Source organism: Acinetobacter sp. R933-2 (assembly GCF_030325485.1).
GTDB classification, from domain to species: Bacteria; Pseudomonadota; Gammaproteobacteria; order Pseudomonadales; family Moraxellaceae; genus Acinetobacter; species Acinetobacter sichuanensis.
Map to the genome: position 1 here is coordinate 1 of NZ_JACAIJ010000008.1, position 15,070 is coordinate 15,070.

The 15,070-nt window shown below is 36.7% G+C and carries 13 protein-coding genes; 9 read left to right on the forward strand and 4 right to left on the reverse strand.

The window, feature by feature from the left end; translation table 11 throughout:
* The 3 genes from HX005_RS10520 to HX005_RS10530 all read left to right on the forward strand — a co-directional run.
* Positions 1-549 (forward strand): isocitrate lyase/phosphoenolpyruvate mutase family protein (locus tag HX005_RS10520; RefSeq protein ID WP_286377327.1); only part of this gene is annotated, 549 nt, incomplete at its 5' end.
* 3 nt (positions 550-552) lie between these two features.
* Positions 553-1,689 carry a bifunctional 2-methylcitrate synthase/citrate synthase gene (gene prpC, locus HX005_RS10525; protein WP_286377328.1) on the forward strand — a complete coding sequence of 379 codons (1,137 nt, stop codon included), beginning with the start codon at positions 553-555 and terminating at the stop codon, positions 1,687-1,689.
* Positions 1,690-1,911: 222 nt separating this feature from the next.
* Positions 1,912-2,775: a DMT family transporter gene (locus tag HX005_RS10530; RefSeq protein ID WP_286377329.1), complete on the forward strand. Its 864-nt coding sequence runs from the start codon at positions 1,912-1,914 to the stop codon at positions 2,773-2,775.
* Positions 2,776-2,881: 106 nt separating this feature from the next.
* Here the strand turns inward: HX005_RS10530 and HX005_RS10535 are convergent, their stop codons facing one another.
* Complete coding sequence (locus HX005_RS10535; protein WP_286377330.1) at positions 2,882-4,108, reverse strand: pyridoxal phosphate-dependent aminotransferase; 1,227 nt, start codon at positions 4,106-4,108, stop codon at positions 2,882-2,884.
* A gap of 220 nt (positions 4,109-4,328) precedes the next feature.
* On the opposite strand from HX005_RS10535, the gene HX005_RS10540 reads away from it, so the two are divergent.
* Entirely contained in the window at positions 4,329-4,511 is a 183-nt protein-coding gene (locus HX005_RS10540) for a hypothetical protein (RefSeq protein WP_286377331.1), read from the forward strand.
* Between the two features lie 78 nt (positions 4,512-4,589).
* Here the strand turns inward: HX005_RS10540 and HX005_RS10545 are convergent, their stop codons facing one another.
* From HX005_RS10545 to HX005_RS10555, 3 genes are all read right to left on the reverse strand, one after another.
* On the reverse strand, positions 4,590-6,014 hold the full coding sequence (locus tag HX005_RS10545) for a sensor domain-containing diguanylate cyclase (RefSeq protein ID WP_286377332.1): 1,425 nt from the start codon (positions 6,012-6,014) through the stop codon (positions 4,590-4,592).
* Positions 6,015-6,240: 226 nt separating this feature from the next.
* Positions 6,241-7,653, reverse strand: coding sequence for a GGDEF domain-containing protein (locus tag HX005_RS10550; RefSeq protein WP_286377333.1), 1,413 nt, complete (start codon positions 7,651-7,653; stop codon positions 6,241-6,243).
* Between the two features lie 11 nt (positions 7,654-7,664).
* Entirely contained in the window at positions 7,665-8,447 is a 783-nt protein-coding gene (locus tag HX005_RS10555; RefSeq protein ID WP_286377476.1) for an A1S_2505 family phage non-structural protein, read from the reverse strand.
* 114 nt (positions 8,448-8,561) lie between these two features.
* Here HX005_RS10555 and HX005_RS10560 point away from each other — a divergent pair, with 114 nt between their 5' ends.
* The 5 genes from HX005_RS10560 to HX005_RS10580 all read left to right on the forward strand — a co-directional run bounded on the left by HX005_RS10560 (position 8,562) and on the right by HX005_RS10580 (position 15,003).
* The gene (locus HX005_RS10560; RefSeq protein ID WP_286377334.1) at positions 8,562-9,482 is read left to right on the forward strand and encodes a tetratricopeptide repeat protein; all 921 of its coding nucleotides are present in this window, start codon (positions 8,562-8,564) and stop codon (positions 9,480-9,482) included.
* An 81-nt stretch (positions 9,483-9,563) separates the two neighbouring features.
* Complete coding sequence (gene uvrB, locus HX005_RS10565; protein WP_286377335.1) at positions 9,564-11,585, forward strand: excinuclease ABC subunit UvrB; 2,022 nt, start codon at positions 9,564-9,566, stop codon at positions 11,583-11,585.
* Positions 11,586-11,754: 169 nt separating this feature from the next.
* The gene (locus HX005_RS10570) at positions 11,755-12,300 is read left to right on the forward strand and encodes a lipocalin family protein (RefSeq protein ID WP_322887905.1); all 546 of its coding nucleotides are present in this window, start codon (positions 11,755-11,757) and stop codon (positions 12,298-12,300) included.
* Between the two features lie 93 nt (positions 12,301-12,393).
* Positions 12,394-13,335, forward strand: coding sequence for an EamA family transporter RarD (gene rarD, locus HX005_RS10575; RefSeq protein WP_286377336.1), 942 nt, complete (start codon positions 12,394-12,396; stop codon positions 13,333-13,335).
* Between the two features lie 210 nt (positions 13,336-13,545).
* Complete coding sequence (locus tag HX005_RS10580) at positions 13,546-15,003, forward strand: glyceraldehyde-3-phosphate dehydrogenase (protein ID WP_107009882.1); 1,458 nt, start codon at positions 13,546-13,548, stop codon at positions 15,001-15,003.
* The last annotated feature ends 67 nt before the right edge of the window (positions 15,004-15,070 follow it).

Here is a 15,070-nt window from a genome sequence, read left to right on the forward strand (position 1 = left end):
CATATTGAAGACCAAGTGGCACAAAAACGTTGTGGTCACCGTCCAAACAAAGAAATCGTGACCCAACAAGAAATGGTTGACCGCATCAAAGCTGCTGTTGATGCAAAAACAGATTCAAACTTTGTGGTGATGGCACGTACTGACGCATTACAAAAAGAAGGCTTACAAGCTGTGATTGACCGTGCATGTGCATGTGTAGAAGCAGGCGCAGATGCGATTTTTGCCGAAGCAATGACTGACATCACCATGTATAAAACTGTGTGTGATGCAGTCGGTGTACCTGTATTGGCAAATATTACAGAATTTGGTGATACGCCTTATTACACCACTGAAGAATTGGGCGAACAAGGCATTTCAATGGTGCTTTACCCATTGTCTGCAACACGTGCGATGCAAAAAGCAGCGCTCGAAGTCTTCCAAGCGATTCGTAAAGACGGTACACAAGTCAATGTACTGGACAAAATGCAACAACGTAAAGAACTTTACGAATTCCTTGATTATCACACTTTTGAAAATACATTAGACAAATTATTCACTGAAGGAAAATAAAAAATGGCTGAAGGTAAAGTACTGACAGGCGCAGGACTGCGTGGGCAAGTTGCAGGTAAAACAGCATTATCAACCGTGGGTAAAAGCGGTGCAGGCTTAACTTATCGTGGATACGATGTACAAGACTTAGCAGAAAATTGCCAGTTTGAAGAAGTGGCTTATTTAATCTTCTTTGGTGAATTACCAACAGCAGAACAACTTGCAGCATATAAAGCAAAACTCAAATCATTGCGTTCATTACCACAAGCATTAAAAGAAGTATTAGAACGTATTCCTGCTGACTCACACCCAATGGATGTGATGCGCACAGGTGTTTCAATGCTTGGTAACATCGAAACTGAAAAATCATTTGACGAACAGCAAGACGTTGCAGACCGTATTTTGGCGACTTTGCCAGCGATCATTTGCTATTGGTACCGTTTCAGCCATGATGGTGTACGTATCGAAGAAAATACCGATGATGATTCGATCGGCGCACAATTCTTGCATTTACTTCGTGGTGAAAAACCAAATGAATTGCATGAACAAGTGATGAATGTATCGCTGATTCTTTATGCTGAGCATGAGTTTAACGCATCGACATTCACAGCGCGTGTATGTGCATCGACACTGTCAGATATGCATTCATGTATCACAGGTGCGATTGGTTCACTACGTGGTCCACTCCACGGCGGCGCAAACGAAGCTGCAATGGAAATGATCGAAAACTGGACGTCACCTGAAGAAGCTGAACGTGAAATGTTGGGCAAACTTGAGCGTAAAGAAAAGATCATGGGCTTTGGTCATGCGATCTATAAAGACAATGATCCACGTAATGGCATCATCAAGATTTGGTCTGAGAAATTAGCGAAAGATGTTGGCGATACAGTGCTTTATCCAGTTTCAGTACGTTGTGAAGAAGTGATGTGGCGTGAGAAGAAATTATTCTGTAATGCAGATTTCTTCCATGCATCTGCTTATCACTTCATGGATATCGCAACCAAATTATTTACACCAATCTTTGTGATGAGCCGTGTAACAGGTTGGGCTGCACATGTGATGGAGCAGCGTGCAGACAACCGTATTATTCGTCCAAGTGCGGATTATACGGGTCCTGAACTGCGTAAAGTGCTACCAATAGAGGAGCGTGCTGTCGCTTAACGAAGTATTTATATTTGACTAAATAATAAAATAGACTTTCCTTTTGTATGAATGCCTAATAGTATTTATTAGGCATTTTTTTATTTAATCACCTCTATATTTAAATAAAAAAAACGGCAATGACGTTTTAAAACTGAAATGGATATCAGTGATATTTCAACTTATATTTTAAAGATGAGTAATCATTAAAATATAGAGAGAATAAAGCAAAAAAGGAATTTTATGTATTTTAAAATAACCATTGCAATGTTAGCTTTTGCCGCAAATTCAGTGTTATGTAGACTCGCTTTAGCACAAAATCATATTGATCCGATGAGTTTTAGTTTATTGCGTGTGGTGAGCGGCGCAGTTGTATTGGGGATTTTATTTTTATTGAGCGCAAGTCAATCAACAACAAAAATATCACTGCAATGGCGTTTTAAAGATGGTTTTTTTCTTGCACTTTATATTATTGCGCTCTCCGTTGCCTATGTAAAAATTGATGCTGGAGTTGGAGCACTATTACTATTTGGAACAGTACAATTGACCATGGTGTTTTATGGGCTTTTGAATGGTGAAAAAATTAATCTACAGAAAGGTTCTGGTTTAACCCTCGCACTTGCTGGAATTATTTTATTACTTTTACCAGATGCGCATGCGCCAGATTTGCTTTACTCAATGGTGATGATCATTTCTGGCATCGCTTGGGCTGCTTATAGTATTTTAGGTAAAACAGCAGAAAATTCATTTGCTGGCACTTTAACCAACTTTATTGTCGCAACGCCTTTGGTATTATTGGCAGCACTGTTTTTTTTCAAATCCATGCATTTTGATTTACAAGGGATTTTGCTGGCATTGGTTTCAGGTGGGCTGACCTCAAGTGGAGCATATATTCTTTGGTATTCGATTGTTAAAAAAATAGATCGGATTACAGCCAGTACAGTACAACTTTCAGTGCCTTGTTTAGCCATCTTGGGTGGTTCGTTGTTTATTGGGGAAAGTGTCAGTTTTAGAGTTGTTTTGTCATCGGCTATTGTGCTCTGTGGCATTCTTTTGGTGATTTTTGCAGTGTCAAAAAACAGCGCTGTAAAAGCGGTGCAACATTAAAATCAGAGCTTTATTCTCATTAATATTTGTATTTTATCCTGAAATTAATGATAAAAAACCCGCAATTTCTGCGGGTTTTTTTAAATCTGATAATTCAATATTCAGATTATTTTTCAGCAGCAATAGACGCAATCGCAGCATCTACGCCTTCAATTGAATCAGCTGCTTTTTTGATACGAGCAAGCGCATCTACAAGTACTTCATCCGCAGTTGCATAAGAAATACGCATGAAACCGCCTAAACCGAATGCATCACCAGGAACAACGGCAACACCAGTTTCTTCCAATAACCATTCAGAGAATTCTGTGCAAGATTTTAAACCTTTAGCACGGATCAATGGACGGATATTTGCATATGCATAAAATGCACCATCAGCAGGTAAACAAGAAATGCCATTGATTTCATTTAAGCCATTGACGACTAAGTCATGACGACGTTTGAATGCTTCAATCATTGGCTCAAGTACATCTTGAGGACCATTCAATGCAGCTTCAGCAGCAACTTGTGAAATAGAAGTTGGGTTTGAAGTTGATTGTGATTGGATTTTTTTCATTGCGCCAATCAATTTAGCAGGACCCGCTGCATAGCCAATACGCCAGCCAGTCATTGCATAGGCTTTAGACACACCATTTAGAACGATAGTACGCTCATAAAGATCAGGCGCTACAGTTGCAATGTTATAGAACTCGTCATCCCAACGGATCGGTTCATACATATCATCAGAAGCGATATAAACTTCTGGGTATTTACGTAGAACGTCAGCCAAAGCTTCAAGTTCAGCTTTAGTATAGATCATACCTGTAGGGTTCGATGGGCTGTTTAAAACCACTAAACGGGTTTTGTCAGTAATTGCTGCTTCCAACTGAGCAGGGGTGATTTTGAAACGTTGTTCTTCACCACATTTTACAATCACTGGAACGCCTTCAGCGATGATCACCATATCTGGATAGCTTACCCAGAACGGCGCAGGAATAATCACTTCATCACCTTTGTTTAACAAAGCAAGTGCCAAGTTAAAGAAAGATTGTTTACCACCGCAAGAAACCAAAATTTGGTTTGCTGCATAGTCGAGATTATTGTCACGTTTGAATTTTGCAATAATCGCTTTTTTCAGCCCAGGCGTACCGTCAACGGCAGTGTATTTCGTGAAACCGTTATTGATTGCGGCAATTGCTGCATCTTTGATGTGTTGTGGGGTGTCGAAATCAGGTTCGCCTGCGCCCAAGCCAATCACATTCTTGCCAGCCGCTTTTAATTCAGCAGCTTTGTTGGTCACAGCAAGCGTTGGAGACGGTTTGATGGCATTTACACGATCAGAGAGACGTACGTCCACGGCAGTATTCCTTCTTATAGGGATTTAAAAATAAAAAGCACACTATCATAGCTTAAAAATAAATAAGTCGTCGTTTAAAAAGTGTGCAAATTGACTAAAAAGGCACGAAAATCCAAAATTTATGTATCAATAAAATACAAATGAGATAGACATAAGTGCAAAACTCGCATCATCTAAAAAATTTACGTACAATATGCACAGTTAAAACTGAGAAAGTCTCATGAATACCCCAAATACTCCCAAAAAAAAAGCTGTGGCAAAGTTACCTTTCCCAGTGAAACAAGCCAATGATGCCAAACCTGCTGATGAAGATGTAGAGGGAATGCGCCCAAAACCTCAACAATATGCAGATCGGACTTGGATGCCACCTCGTGGTACTCGTCGCTCGATGGGTAAACGCTAGAAGGAACAGGCTTAAGCCTGTTTTTTTATACTTAGATTTGACCAATGAATTCTGTGTGTCTTTAAAGTTTAAATTACATTAAGCATTATAATAAGCCTGTTTCTTTTTATACATTAACTGATCTGCACGTTTAAGCATTTGTTCGACAGTTTCATTTTTTTGAATGGTCGCATAACCAAGTGCAATATAAATAGGCTGTGAAGCATAATATTGATTATCAATATGTAAGAGCTCTTCAATCGTTAATCGAAATGTTTCAACGGCTGCTTCATTTGCACCGACCATTAAAATAACAAACTCATCTCCTCCAATACGAGAAGCTGAAAAATTAGTATTGGTGATTGCTCTATTGAGTATATTGCCTACACGACGCAATAAACCATCTCCAATATCATGACCAAGTTGATCATTAATCTCTTTTAATCCATTCATGTCGATATAAATGGCTGAAATTGGGCGAACTAAACTACGTTCTAAACGGTTAATTTCTTCAGTATAAAAAGAACGATTATGTAGTTTGGTTAATACATCATGTTTTCCTAAATATTCTAAATAACTTTCTGCTTTTTTACGGGCAGTAATATCTGTTAAGGCTAATTGTACTAAACCCCAATCCTGTTCATAACCTGGAAAGACGGTAAACTGGAGTAGAACGTGACGAATTGAACCATCAAGTGCATAATTTATTGCTTCACGTTGATGGTGAATATTGCCATTCCAAAGTTCGATTAATTGTTCGCGAAAAGTTTGGTGCATTTCTTTAGACAAAACTTTATCTAAATTTTTAAACAGTGTTTCTTTATTTGGTGCTTTAAATAAATCTAAAGTGGCTTGGTTGACATCAAGTAAAATAATATCGTCGACACATTGATTAATAAAATCAGCATGAACATCTAAAAAAGTTACAAAATCTTCAATACCTAAAGCACGTAATTGATCAAGCCGCATTTTAACTCGACTAAAATCTTCTACCCATAATGAAGTAGGAGAATAAATAAAACGAGATTCAGCCAAACGTCGATTTTTTTCTTCTAAACGACATGCATTTTGATAATCACTAATATCTTCTGTTGTTAATAAAACACGGCTTAAATCTTGATATGCTTCAGGTAAAACAACACCTCTTAATTTAATATCAAGTCTTTTGCCTGAAATTGTATAATTTGTTGTGGTGCTTGAAAATTCAGTTTGACCTTGCCACAATGCAACCAGTTCAGAAATATGCGATTGAAACATTTCTTGTTGAAAAATGACGGCTAAATTTTGACATAAATGTTCTAAATCAACTGCTTCAAATACGTCTAAAGTTTTAGGATTTACTTTAATAATTTTAATTTTATGAGCACATAAGGTAACACGACTTAAATCTTCTTCTAGGAAACTTTTTAAATCGGTAACGCCTTGGCTTTTCCATAAATCAAACTGTTTTTTGACTTCGCTATAGTCTTCCAACCACATAGGAATAGGGGATAAATCAAAAATTGATGATTCTAAAATCGCCATTTTATATTCCTAACATTTATATTGGTTGGTCAAATAATAGAGAAATATAGCATTAAATATAACGTGATAGCAAAGTTATTTATCTTTGAAAATGCATTTTATGTCACATTTTATCGGATTTATGTGTATTTTATAAATTTAAAAATAAACATCAAAATTACAAAAAGTATTTTTAGAAATAGACTGAATGAATTTTGATAAATCACGTAATAAGTGTTTTAAAGGATCAAGAACGGTAATTTTGATAGTACAAGTTTTTTTGCTCATACATATCAAGATCGGTCATTTTTATTAAGGTTTCGATATTGGGTTCCGTGTCAGTACAGCCTACACCATAAGCAACACTAATTAAGCTATGAGGATGTTCGATATTATCTTTAATAATATCAGCTTGAATTTGACTTAATAATTGATAAGCCATAGCTTCTGTTGCGCTAGGCATCAAAATCACAAATTCATCACCGCCTAAACGAGATACAGAATAATGCGTATTTAAGGTGGCTTGACGTAAAATATTGGCAAAGCGTTTTAATAATAAATCACCACAATGATGACCCTTTAAATCATTAATTGTTTTTAAACCATTTATATCTAAATAAATACATGCCGTTGGAAGTATTGATTCTATTTGCAGTCTTTTCACTTCAGCATTAAAGAAATTACGATTATAAAGTTGAGTGAGTTCATCATGATGACTCAGATAATGTAAATAAGTTTCTAACTCTTTACGTGCGGTAAAATCAGTATAAGCAATTTGAATGGTATCCCATGTATTTACCGCATTTGGAAAAACCATTAATTGTTCTCTCACATGAATGGATTGTTTTTCTAAAGTTTTATATTCACAATCACGCTCTAAATGAGAATGACCTTGCCATAAATGTAATAACTCATCTTGAAAATGCTGACGACTATTTTCACTAAATAAAAAATGTGTGTTTTGATCAAAATGTTGTTTATTGTTTGCCTTAAATAAGGTTAATAAAGCTTGATTGACATCAATAGAACGAACACTTTGAAAACATATACTTAAAAACTCAGGATGTTGGCTAATATATTGTTTTAAGTCGTGTATGCCTTGTTGTTGTAAGCGATCAAATAATATTTTAACTATACTATAATCTTTCACCCAAAGTGCAGTCGGTGAATGGATAAATAATGACTCTGCAAAACGTCGAGCATTTTGATATTGTGAAATATCATCAGTTGTTAATAAAACATATTTCCATGAATTTTCAAAACCTTCTATAATATTTGCTCGAAGTTGCACATCAATCTGTCGACCTGAGCATGTGTAGTTTACAGCTGGCATAATGGAACCATCATTTTTTACCCATAAGCCCACAAAAAATTTAATTTGATGTATCGTAATTTCTTCAAAATGGAATTTTGAAAAATTTTCTAAAATTTCTTCTAAACTATTTGCTTCATATAAATCGAGTGAACTTTTATTAATATGTAAAGTTCGAATAGATGCCAAACATTCACGAAAACGATTAGGATCTTCTAATAAATATTGTTCAATATCGATGATCCCTTGCGCTGTCCATTCTGCAAAAAAATTACGGATACCACTAAAATCTTGTAACCACATTGGAATGGGGGATAGATCAAAGATTGATAAATCGACTTCTTCCATATTTGATCACCTCAGCGTTTTGCTTTATTTTCTGCCTTAGGCGGCGTGATGTTTTTTTGCCCGTTCCAAATGTCAATAAAATCGCTTTCATTGAGGTGATATAACTCTAACAAAGCTAAAATGACGCCACCTAAAGTTTTAGCTGCATCACTTTGAATATCAAGTTGTAAAACATTTTTATGGCTCAGTGTATTTAAAATATCACTAATTTCATAACTACGATCACGACCATTACTATCGGTTGGATACATTGGTGTATTAATCACGATTTTAGCTAAACTTTTTTCAGCTTCTGTGAATTGTAAATTTTGTAAAGCCTGATCCAGATCTTCACTAAAAATAATATCTTCTTGAATAAATGCGTGGAGTGAATGTTGAGTGAGTTTTGGTAAAGTTTTTTCTACAAAAGGTCTAAAAGAACTTGGAAAAATAACATTATGAGAAATACCTTTGAACATAGGGGCAATTTCTTCAACTTTATAGCCTGCAACACCACAACCTACAGCCGTAATAAAATACTTCGTTTTAGGATGATTTTTTGTATAAATTTTAAAGTCATCTACATAATGCGCAATTTGCGATAGAGGCATTTGTTGTAGATGTTCATTCATTGTGGGAATCGCAAAGCTTTGACCTGACCAACCTCGTCCCACACCTTTCATCGCACCAAAATGTAAATAGGCGATTTTTGCTGCACCGCCTTGATGTGTGCCCGCGAGATTACTGCCAAAAACAAAAACCGTATCTTCAGCTAAACTTTTAATAATACTTTCATCATGATAGTGGTAAGTCATTGACTGCAATCTCGTATTGGCTTTGTTCCATGTTGCAATTGAATGCGACAATGGTCAAGTGATCCGATAAAATATTTAAAAAAATGATGATCTAAAATAACATAGGAATTATTGATGCAAAGAAATAGACATATTCTGCAAAATATCCAAGCAGGTGATTTTTTAATATTAATTGATAAAACGAAACATAAAACTTTGGGTGAGCCTATTCAAATTCAAAAAATTGAACAACTTGAGCACGCGCAACAGATACATTATGTAGGACTGTATCAAATGAGAACAGTAGAGTTCTGTAGTCATATTGACCTACTTTCTTTTGCCTCTACAGCTTCAGATTTAAAGACTTTTTATGATGACTATCGCCAATATATACGCAGCTTAGCAGACGCAAATGATGTCAGTGCAATGTTACATTTTGCCGAGTTAAGTTATACATGGGCATTTCATGGCATTGGAAAAACGGATACCGCTATGGGGGAAGCAAAACAATATTATGAATTAGCCAGTGAACAGGGGCATACAGCAGAGCATGCGCAAGCAAGTTACGCTTTAGCCCAGATGTATTTGCGAATCCTTAATCCTGATTATGATGTTTACTTTAAGCTAAATCGTGAGGGAAATTTTCAATATTATTTATTACGCAGTGCAGAACAAGGGCATTGTATTGGACAATATCAACTGGCTTATTATATAGAATATGGTGAAAAAGGCTTTCAGCAAGATGATGAAAAAGCAGTGTATTGGTATCAACAAGCAGCAAATCAAGACAACCCACAAGCTTTGAATAATTTAGGCGATAAATATGAACGCGGTAAAGGCGTAAAACGAGATTATGCACAAGCTGTTGCCTATTATCAGCGTTCAGCAGCCTATGATATTGTTGAGGCAATTTATAATTTAGGGCGTTTATATTTACGTGGTTTAGGTGTAGAAAAAGATGAAGCGAAAGGACGTTCACTGATCATGCAAGCAGCAAGTCGATATTATAAACCTGCGCAACGCAAATTAGCGAAGTTGATTGAGCGAAATGAATAAAAAACTAAAAATGAGAAAGATTGCATCTGGAAATTTTACCCCCATAATTAAAGCTCATTATTCGGTTTTAGAAGTATTACGATGCAGGATAGTCAACCCTTTGAACTTATTACACAATATCAGCCTGCAGGAGATCAGCCGCAAGCGATTGAAAAATTAGTACATGGTGTCAATCAAGGCTATCATGATCAACTTTTACTCGGTGTTACAGGTTCGGGTAAAACCTACACTATGGCAAATGTCATTGAACAAACACAACGCCCAACGATTGTGATGGCGCACAATAAAACCTTAGCTGCGCAGCTCTATGGCGAGTTCAAAGCATTTTTTCCAAACAATGCTGTGGAATATTTCGTGAGTTACTATGATTATTATCAACCCGAAGCTTATGTTCCATCGTCAGATACATTTATTGAAAAAGACTCCGCCATTAATGACCATATTGACCAAATGCGTTTGTCTGCCACTCGTGCATTATTAGAGCGTCGTGATTGTATTATTGTCGCATCAGTATCTGCAATTTATGGTCTTGGTGATCCCAATGCATATATGAGCATGTTATTACATGTCGTACAGGGGGATCGACTGCATCGTGATGAAATTATTCGACGCTTAGTTGAAATGCAATATACCCGTAACGAGTTAGAGTTTCTAAGAGCAACTTATCGTATTCGTGGTGATATTATTGATATTTTTCCTGCTGAATCTGACCAACATGCAATACGCATTGAGTTGTTTGATGATGAAGTCGATTCTATTCGATGGTTTGACCCAATTACAGGCAAAATGGTACGTAAAGTGCCTCGTGTAACGATTTACCCAAAAAGTCACTATGTTACGCCTAAAGATAATTTACAAAGAGCCATTGGTACAATTCAAGAAGAACTCAAAGAGCGTTTAGTTTTTTTTCGTGAAAATGATAAATTGCTCGAAGCTCAGCGCATTGAGCAACGTACTCGTTATGACTTAGAGATGATGCAACAGCTCGGTTATACCAATGGTATTGAAAACTATTCACGGCATTTATCTGGTCGATCTGAAGGTGCTGCACCGCCGACTTTATTTGATTATTTACCTGAAGATGCTTTATTGCTGATTGATGAATCACATGTCACTGTGCCGCAAATTGGCGCAATGTATAAAGGAGATCGTTCTCGTAAAGAAAATTTAGTGAATTATGGTTTTCGCCTACCGAGTGCTTTGGATAATCGTCCAATGAAATTTGAAGAATGGGAGCGTCTTGTACCGACAACAATTTATGTGAGTGCAACGCCTGCAAGATATGAACTCGAAAAATCTGAGCAAGTCGTTGAACAAGTGGTACGTCCAACAGGCTTGATTGATCCTGAAATTGAAATTCGTCCAGTCTTAACACAAGTAGATGATGTGTTATCTGAGATTAATATCCGCAAAGATTTAAATGAACGTGTTTTGGTGACGACATTAACCAAACGTATGGCAGAAGACTTAACGTCCTATCTTAAAGAATATGGTATTAAAGTCGCTTATTTACACTCTGATATTGATACTGTGGAGCGCACGAAAATTATTCATGAGCTACGTTCAGGTGTACATGATGTTCTGGTGGGAATTAACTTATTAAGAGAAGGTTTAGATATGCCTGAAGTTTCTTTAGTTGCAATTTTAGATGCAGATAAAGAAGGCTTTTTACGCTCTGAACGCTCTCTGATTCAGACCATTGGTCGTGCAGCACGAAATATTAAAGGTAAAGCAATTTTATATGCTGACCGCATTACTGATTCAATGCAAAAAGCAATGGATGAAACAGAGCGTCGACGTAATAAACAAATCGAATTTAACCTTTTACATGGCATTACACCGCGTAGTGCAGTACGTCAAGTCAGTAAAGATATTGATACAGGCGAGCTTTTAAATGATGAGCAAATTGAGGTAAAACTTGATGAACAGGCGCAAGCATTAACGGCAGATGAGCAACACCTCTTGTCTGATCCAAAACTGCTTGCTAAGCATTTAGCAAAACTTGAAAAAGAAATGTTAAAAGCATCAAAAGAACTACAATTTGAGCAAGCGGCACGTTTACGTGATGAAATCGTACGCTTAAAAGCGCGCATGTTACAATAGTTGAACTTAGAAAGGCTGGGATTGTGGCTTATATTTAATTTAAAGATACATAAAGCTACAATTCTGGCTTAAATTTATGATTATTTTAATAATTATAAATGCAAAAAGTGAGGGGAAATGGGTGAGTTTAATGAAAAAAATACCCAAGTGGATCCATAAAAATAGCCAAATGATACAAAGAAACTTGTTGTTTACAATGAGTATTTTTGTTGCGATACCGAGTTATGCCGAAGACCGTTCACTTGCCACAGTACCCCGTGTTGAACTTGATAAATATCTTGGGCTTTGGTATGAAGTTGCACGTAAGCCTATGTATTTTCAAAGAGAATGTGCAAAAGACGTCACCGCACGTTATACCATCAATGAATATGGAAATGTTGAGGTAGATAATCGTTGTATTGATCAGCAAGGCAACCAATTACGTTCAATTGGTGAAGGTTTTGTAATGAATGATCCTTATAACTCAAAAATTAAAGTCAGTTTTTTACCTGAGGCAGTGCGTTGGATGCCATTTGGACGAGGAGATTATTGGATTTTAAAAATAGATCCACATTATCAAATGGCTTTAGTTGGAGAACCGAAGCGTAAATATTTATGGATTTTGTCACGAAACCCTCATCCTGATGAAAATAAAGTCACCGAATATTTACGTTATGCGCAAACGCTTGGTTTTAGTGTGAAAGATTTAATCCGTTCAGAACAGACAGAACCTTAGATGAATTTTTGAATGATATTTATACTTGAATTTTCAAATACATTTAAGGAAATATGCTTATAATACCTCTGTAAAATTATGTAGAGATGGCAGATGTTTAAAGGCGTTGCATTATCCGTTTTGGCATCAGTCACTTTCGGCGTTTTATATTTTTATACTCAACTTTTATACCCATTCGATCATCAGCAAACATTTGGCTGGCGGATTATTGCGACGTTGCCTTTTCTAAGTTTATTCATGTTTTATAGTGGTGATTGGACACATGTCAAAACCATAGGGCAACGTATCCTGCAAAAACCTGCATTATTACTCATTTTAATGCTAACTTCTGCTTTGACGTGCTTTCAGCTCTGGCTATTCTTATGGGGACCTATGAATGGGCGTGGCTTACAAGTTTCCCTTGGTTATTTCTTATTACCTTTATTTTTGGTACTCATGGGAAGTATTTTCTTCAAAGAAAAACTGTCTAAATTACAGCTTTTAGCTGTGTCATTTGCGGTTGTCGGTGTTGCACATGAAATTTGGCGTTTAGGCAGTATTGCATGGGAAACGATGTCCGTTGCAGTGGGATATTCTCTTTATTTTTTGATTCGTAAACGTATTCATACCGATAACCTCGGTGGGTTTTGGTGGGATATCTTAATTTGTATGCCTGTCGCAATTTATTTGGTACAAATGGCAGATGCACCATTGAGTATGTTTGTCGGACATTGGTATTTGTGGCTTGTTGTAGCAGGTCTGGGGCTGTTGAGTGCAATTGGTTTAGGTAGTTATATTTTAGCAAGCCGCTATTTGCCTTTGGTTTTATTTGGTTTATTGAGTTATTTAGAGCCTGTTTTGTTGGCGTTGGCTTCTTTTGCACTTGGAGAAAGTATTGGTCAAGATGAATGGTTGACTTATATTCCCATTTGGTGTGCTGTTGGTATTCTTGTGATTGAAGGAAGTTTGCATCTTTATACGCAAAAGCGTAATCGACAAAAACTACAACGAAATACACAAAAAATAAAACAACGCATTGAAAATGAAAAGTCTTAACCATGCAATTTTTTGATCATCAATATGTTGTTGCATGATCCAATCTAGAAATCATCGAAATAATTATACATATTTTGTAAATTTATAGTGAATATAGAGCAAAAAGTCCTTTGCTTGAGCAGCTTTCGATTCATTCTTTGTTAGAATTCCATTACAATACTAGGGTTTTTTAAACTTAGTCTAGATATACATAAAATAGAGGACGTATCTGTGAGCAAAGACACTATCATCGCCCTACACGCAGAGCACCAAGGTCGCTGGAAAAACCGTGAAGAAATCGCGGAACGTATGATTGCATTAATCGGTCAATTATACCGTGAAAAAAACATTGTGACTTCTGTTTACGGTCGTTCTTTAGTGAACCGTTCAGTAATTCAAATTTTAAAAGCACACCGTCGTACACGTATGATGGATGTTGAACTTTCTGTTGTTAACACGTTCCCTCTTTTAGAAGCGTTGGCTAAACTTGAGAATATCGGTTCGGCAGAAGTTGATTTAGGTAAACTTGCTGTTGAATATAAAGAAAAAGGCGGCGATGTTGATGCATTTGTTGCTCAAGCAGTTCAATCTTTAGAAGGTCGTCCTGCTCTTGTTGAGCCTAAAGATGTTGTGCTTTACGGTTTTGGTCGTATCGGTCGTATTTTAGCGCGTTTAATCATTAGCCAATCAGGTTTGGGTCGTGGTTTAAACCTTAAAGCGATTGTAGTTCGTAAATCTTCTGATGGTGACTTGGAAAAACGTGCGTCTTTATTACGTCGTGACTCAATTCATGGTCCATTTGCAGGTACAATTTCTGTAGATGAAGAAAATGAAGCAATCATTGCAAATGGTAACTTCATCAAAGTAATCTATGCTTCTAGCCCTGCTGAAGTAGATTACACAGCTTATGGAATCGATAACGCATTAGTGATCGATAACACAGGTAAATGGCGTGACATCGACGGCTTAACTCAACACCTTCAATGCGCTGGCGTTGGTCGCGTTGTGTTGACTGCTCCTGGTAAAGGCGACATGAAAAACGTTGTGTTTGGTGTAAACCAAGCAGACATCTTAGATGAAGACAAAATCATCTCTGCTGCAAGCTGCACAACGAACGCAATCACACCAGTATTAAAAGTGTTAGAAGACAAATACAAAGTGATCAATGGTCACGTTGAAACTGTTCACTCTTTCACAAACGACCAAAACTTAATCGACAACTACCACAAAGCGGATCGTCGTGGTCGTGCTGCGACTTTGAACATGGTTATTACTGAAACTGGTGCTGCTAAAGCTGTTGCAAAAGCATTACCACAGTTACAAGGTAAATTGACAGGTAACTCAGTACGTGTTCCTACACCAAACGTTTCATTGGCTATTCTTAACTTAACACTTGAGAAAGAAGTTGATCGTGAAGAAGTGAACGAATACATTCGTCAAATTTCGATCCATTCAAACCTTCAAGGTCAAATTGGTTATACCAACTCGACTGAAGTTGTATCTTCTGACTTTATTGGTTCACGTACAGCAGGTGTGTTTGATGCGCAAGCAACAATCACTTCGGGTAACCGTTTAACTGCTTATGTTTGGTACGATAACGAAGTAGGTTATAGCTGCCAAGTTTTACGTATTGCTGAACAAATGTGTGGCGTAAGCTACCCGAAAGTTCCTGCTGAAACAAATGCATAATTTGTAAGTCGCAGTAAAAAGAGCTTCATTTGAAGCTCTTTTTTATTCTAAATAATAAAAAAACATG

What these genes read in the sequence shown, in the direction of transcription:
- prpC (WP_286377328.1), top strand. Translation starts at nt 553, where the DNA reads ATGGCTGAAGGTAAAGTACTGACAGGCGCAGGACTGCGTGGGCAAGTT.
- HX005_RS10530 (WP_286377329.1), top strand. Translation starts at nt 1,912, where the DNA reads ATGTATTTTAAAATAACCATTGCAATGTTAGCTTTTGCCGCAAATTCA.
- HX005_RS10540 (WP_286377331.1), top strand. Translation starts at nt 4,329, where the DNA reads ATGAATACCCCAAATACTCCCAAAAAAAAAGCTGTGGCAAAGTTACCT.
- HX005_RS10545 (WP_286377332.1), bottom strand. Translation starts at nt 6,014, where the DNA reads ATGGCGATTTTAGAATCATCAATTTTTGATTTATCCCCTATTCCTATG.
- HX005_RS10550 (WP_286377333.1), bottom strand. Translation starts at nt 7,653, where the DNA reads ATGGAAGAAGTCGATTTATCAATCTTTGATCTATCCCCCATTCCAATG.
- HX005_RS10555 (WP_286377476.1), bottom strand. Translation starts at nt 8,447, where the DNA reads ATGACTTACCACTATCATGATGAAAGTATTATTAAAAGTTTAGCTGAA.
- HX005_RS10560 (WP_286377334.1), top strand. Translation starts at nt 8,562, where the DNA reads ATGCAAAGAAATAGACATATTCTGCAAAATATCCAAGCAGGTGATTTT.
- uvrB (WP_286377335.1), top strand. Translation starts at nt 9,564, where the DNA reads ATGCAGGATAGTCAACCCTTTGAACTTATTACACAATATCAGCCTGCA.
- HX005_RS10570 (WP_322887905.1), top strand. Translation starts at nt 11,755, where the DNA reads ATGATACAAAGAAACTTGTTGTTTACAATGAGTATTTTTGTTGCGATA.
- rarD (WP_286377336.1), top strand. Translation starts at nt 12,394, where the DNA reads ATGTTTAAAGGCGTTGCATTATCCGTTTTGGCATCAGTCACTTTCGGC.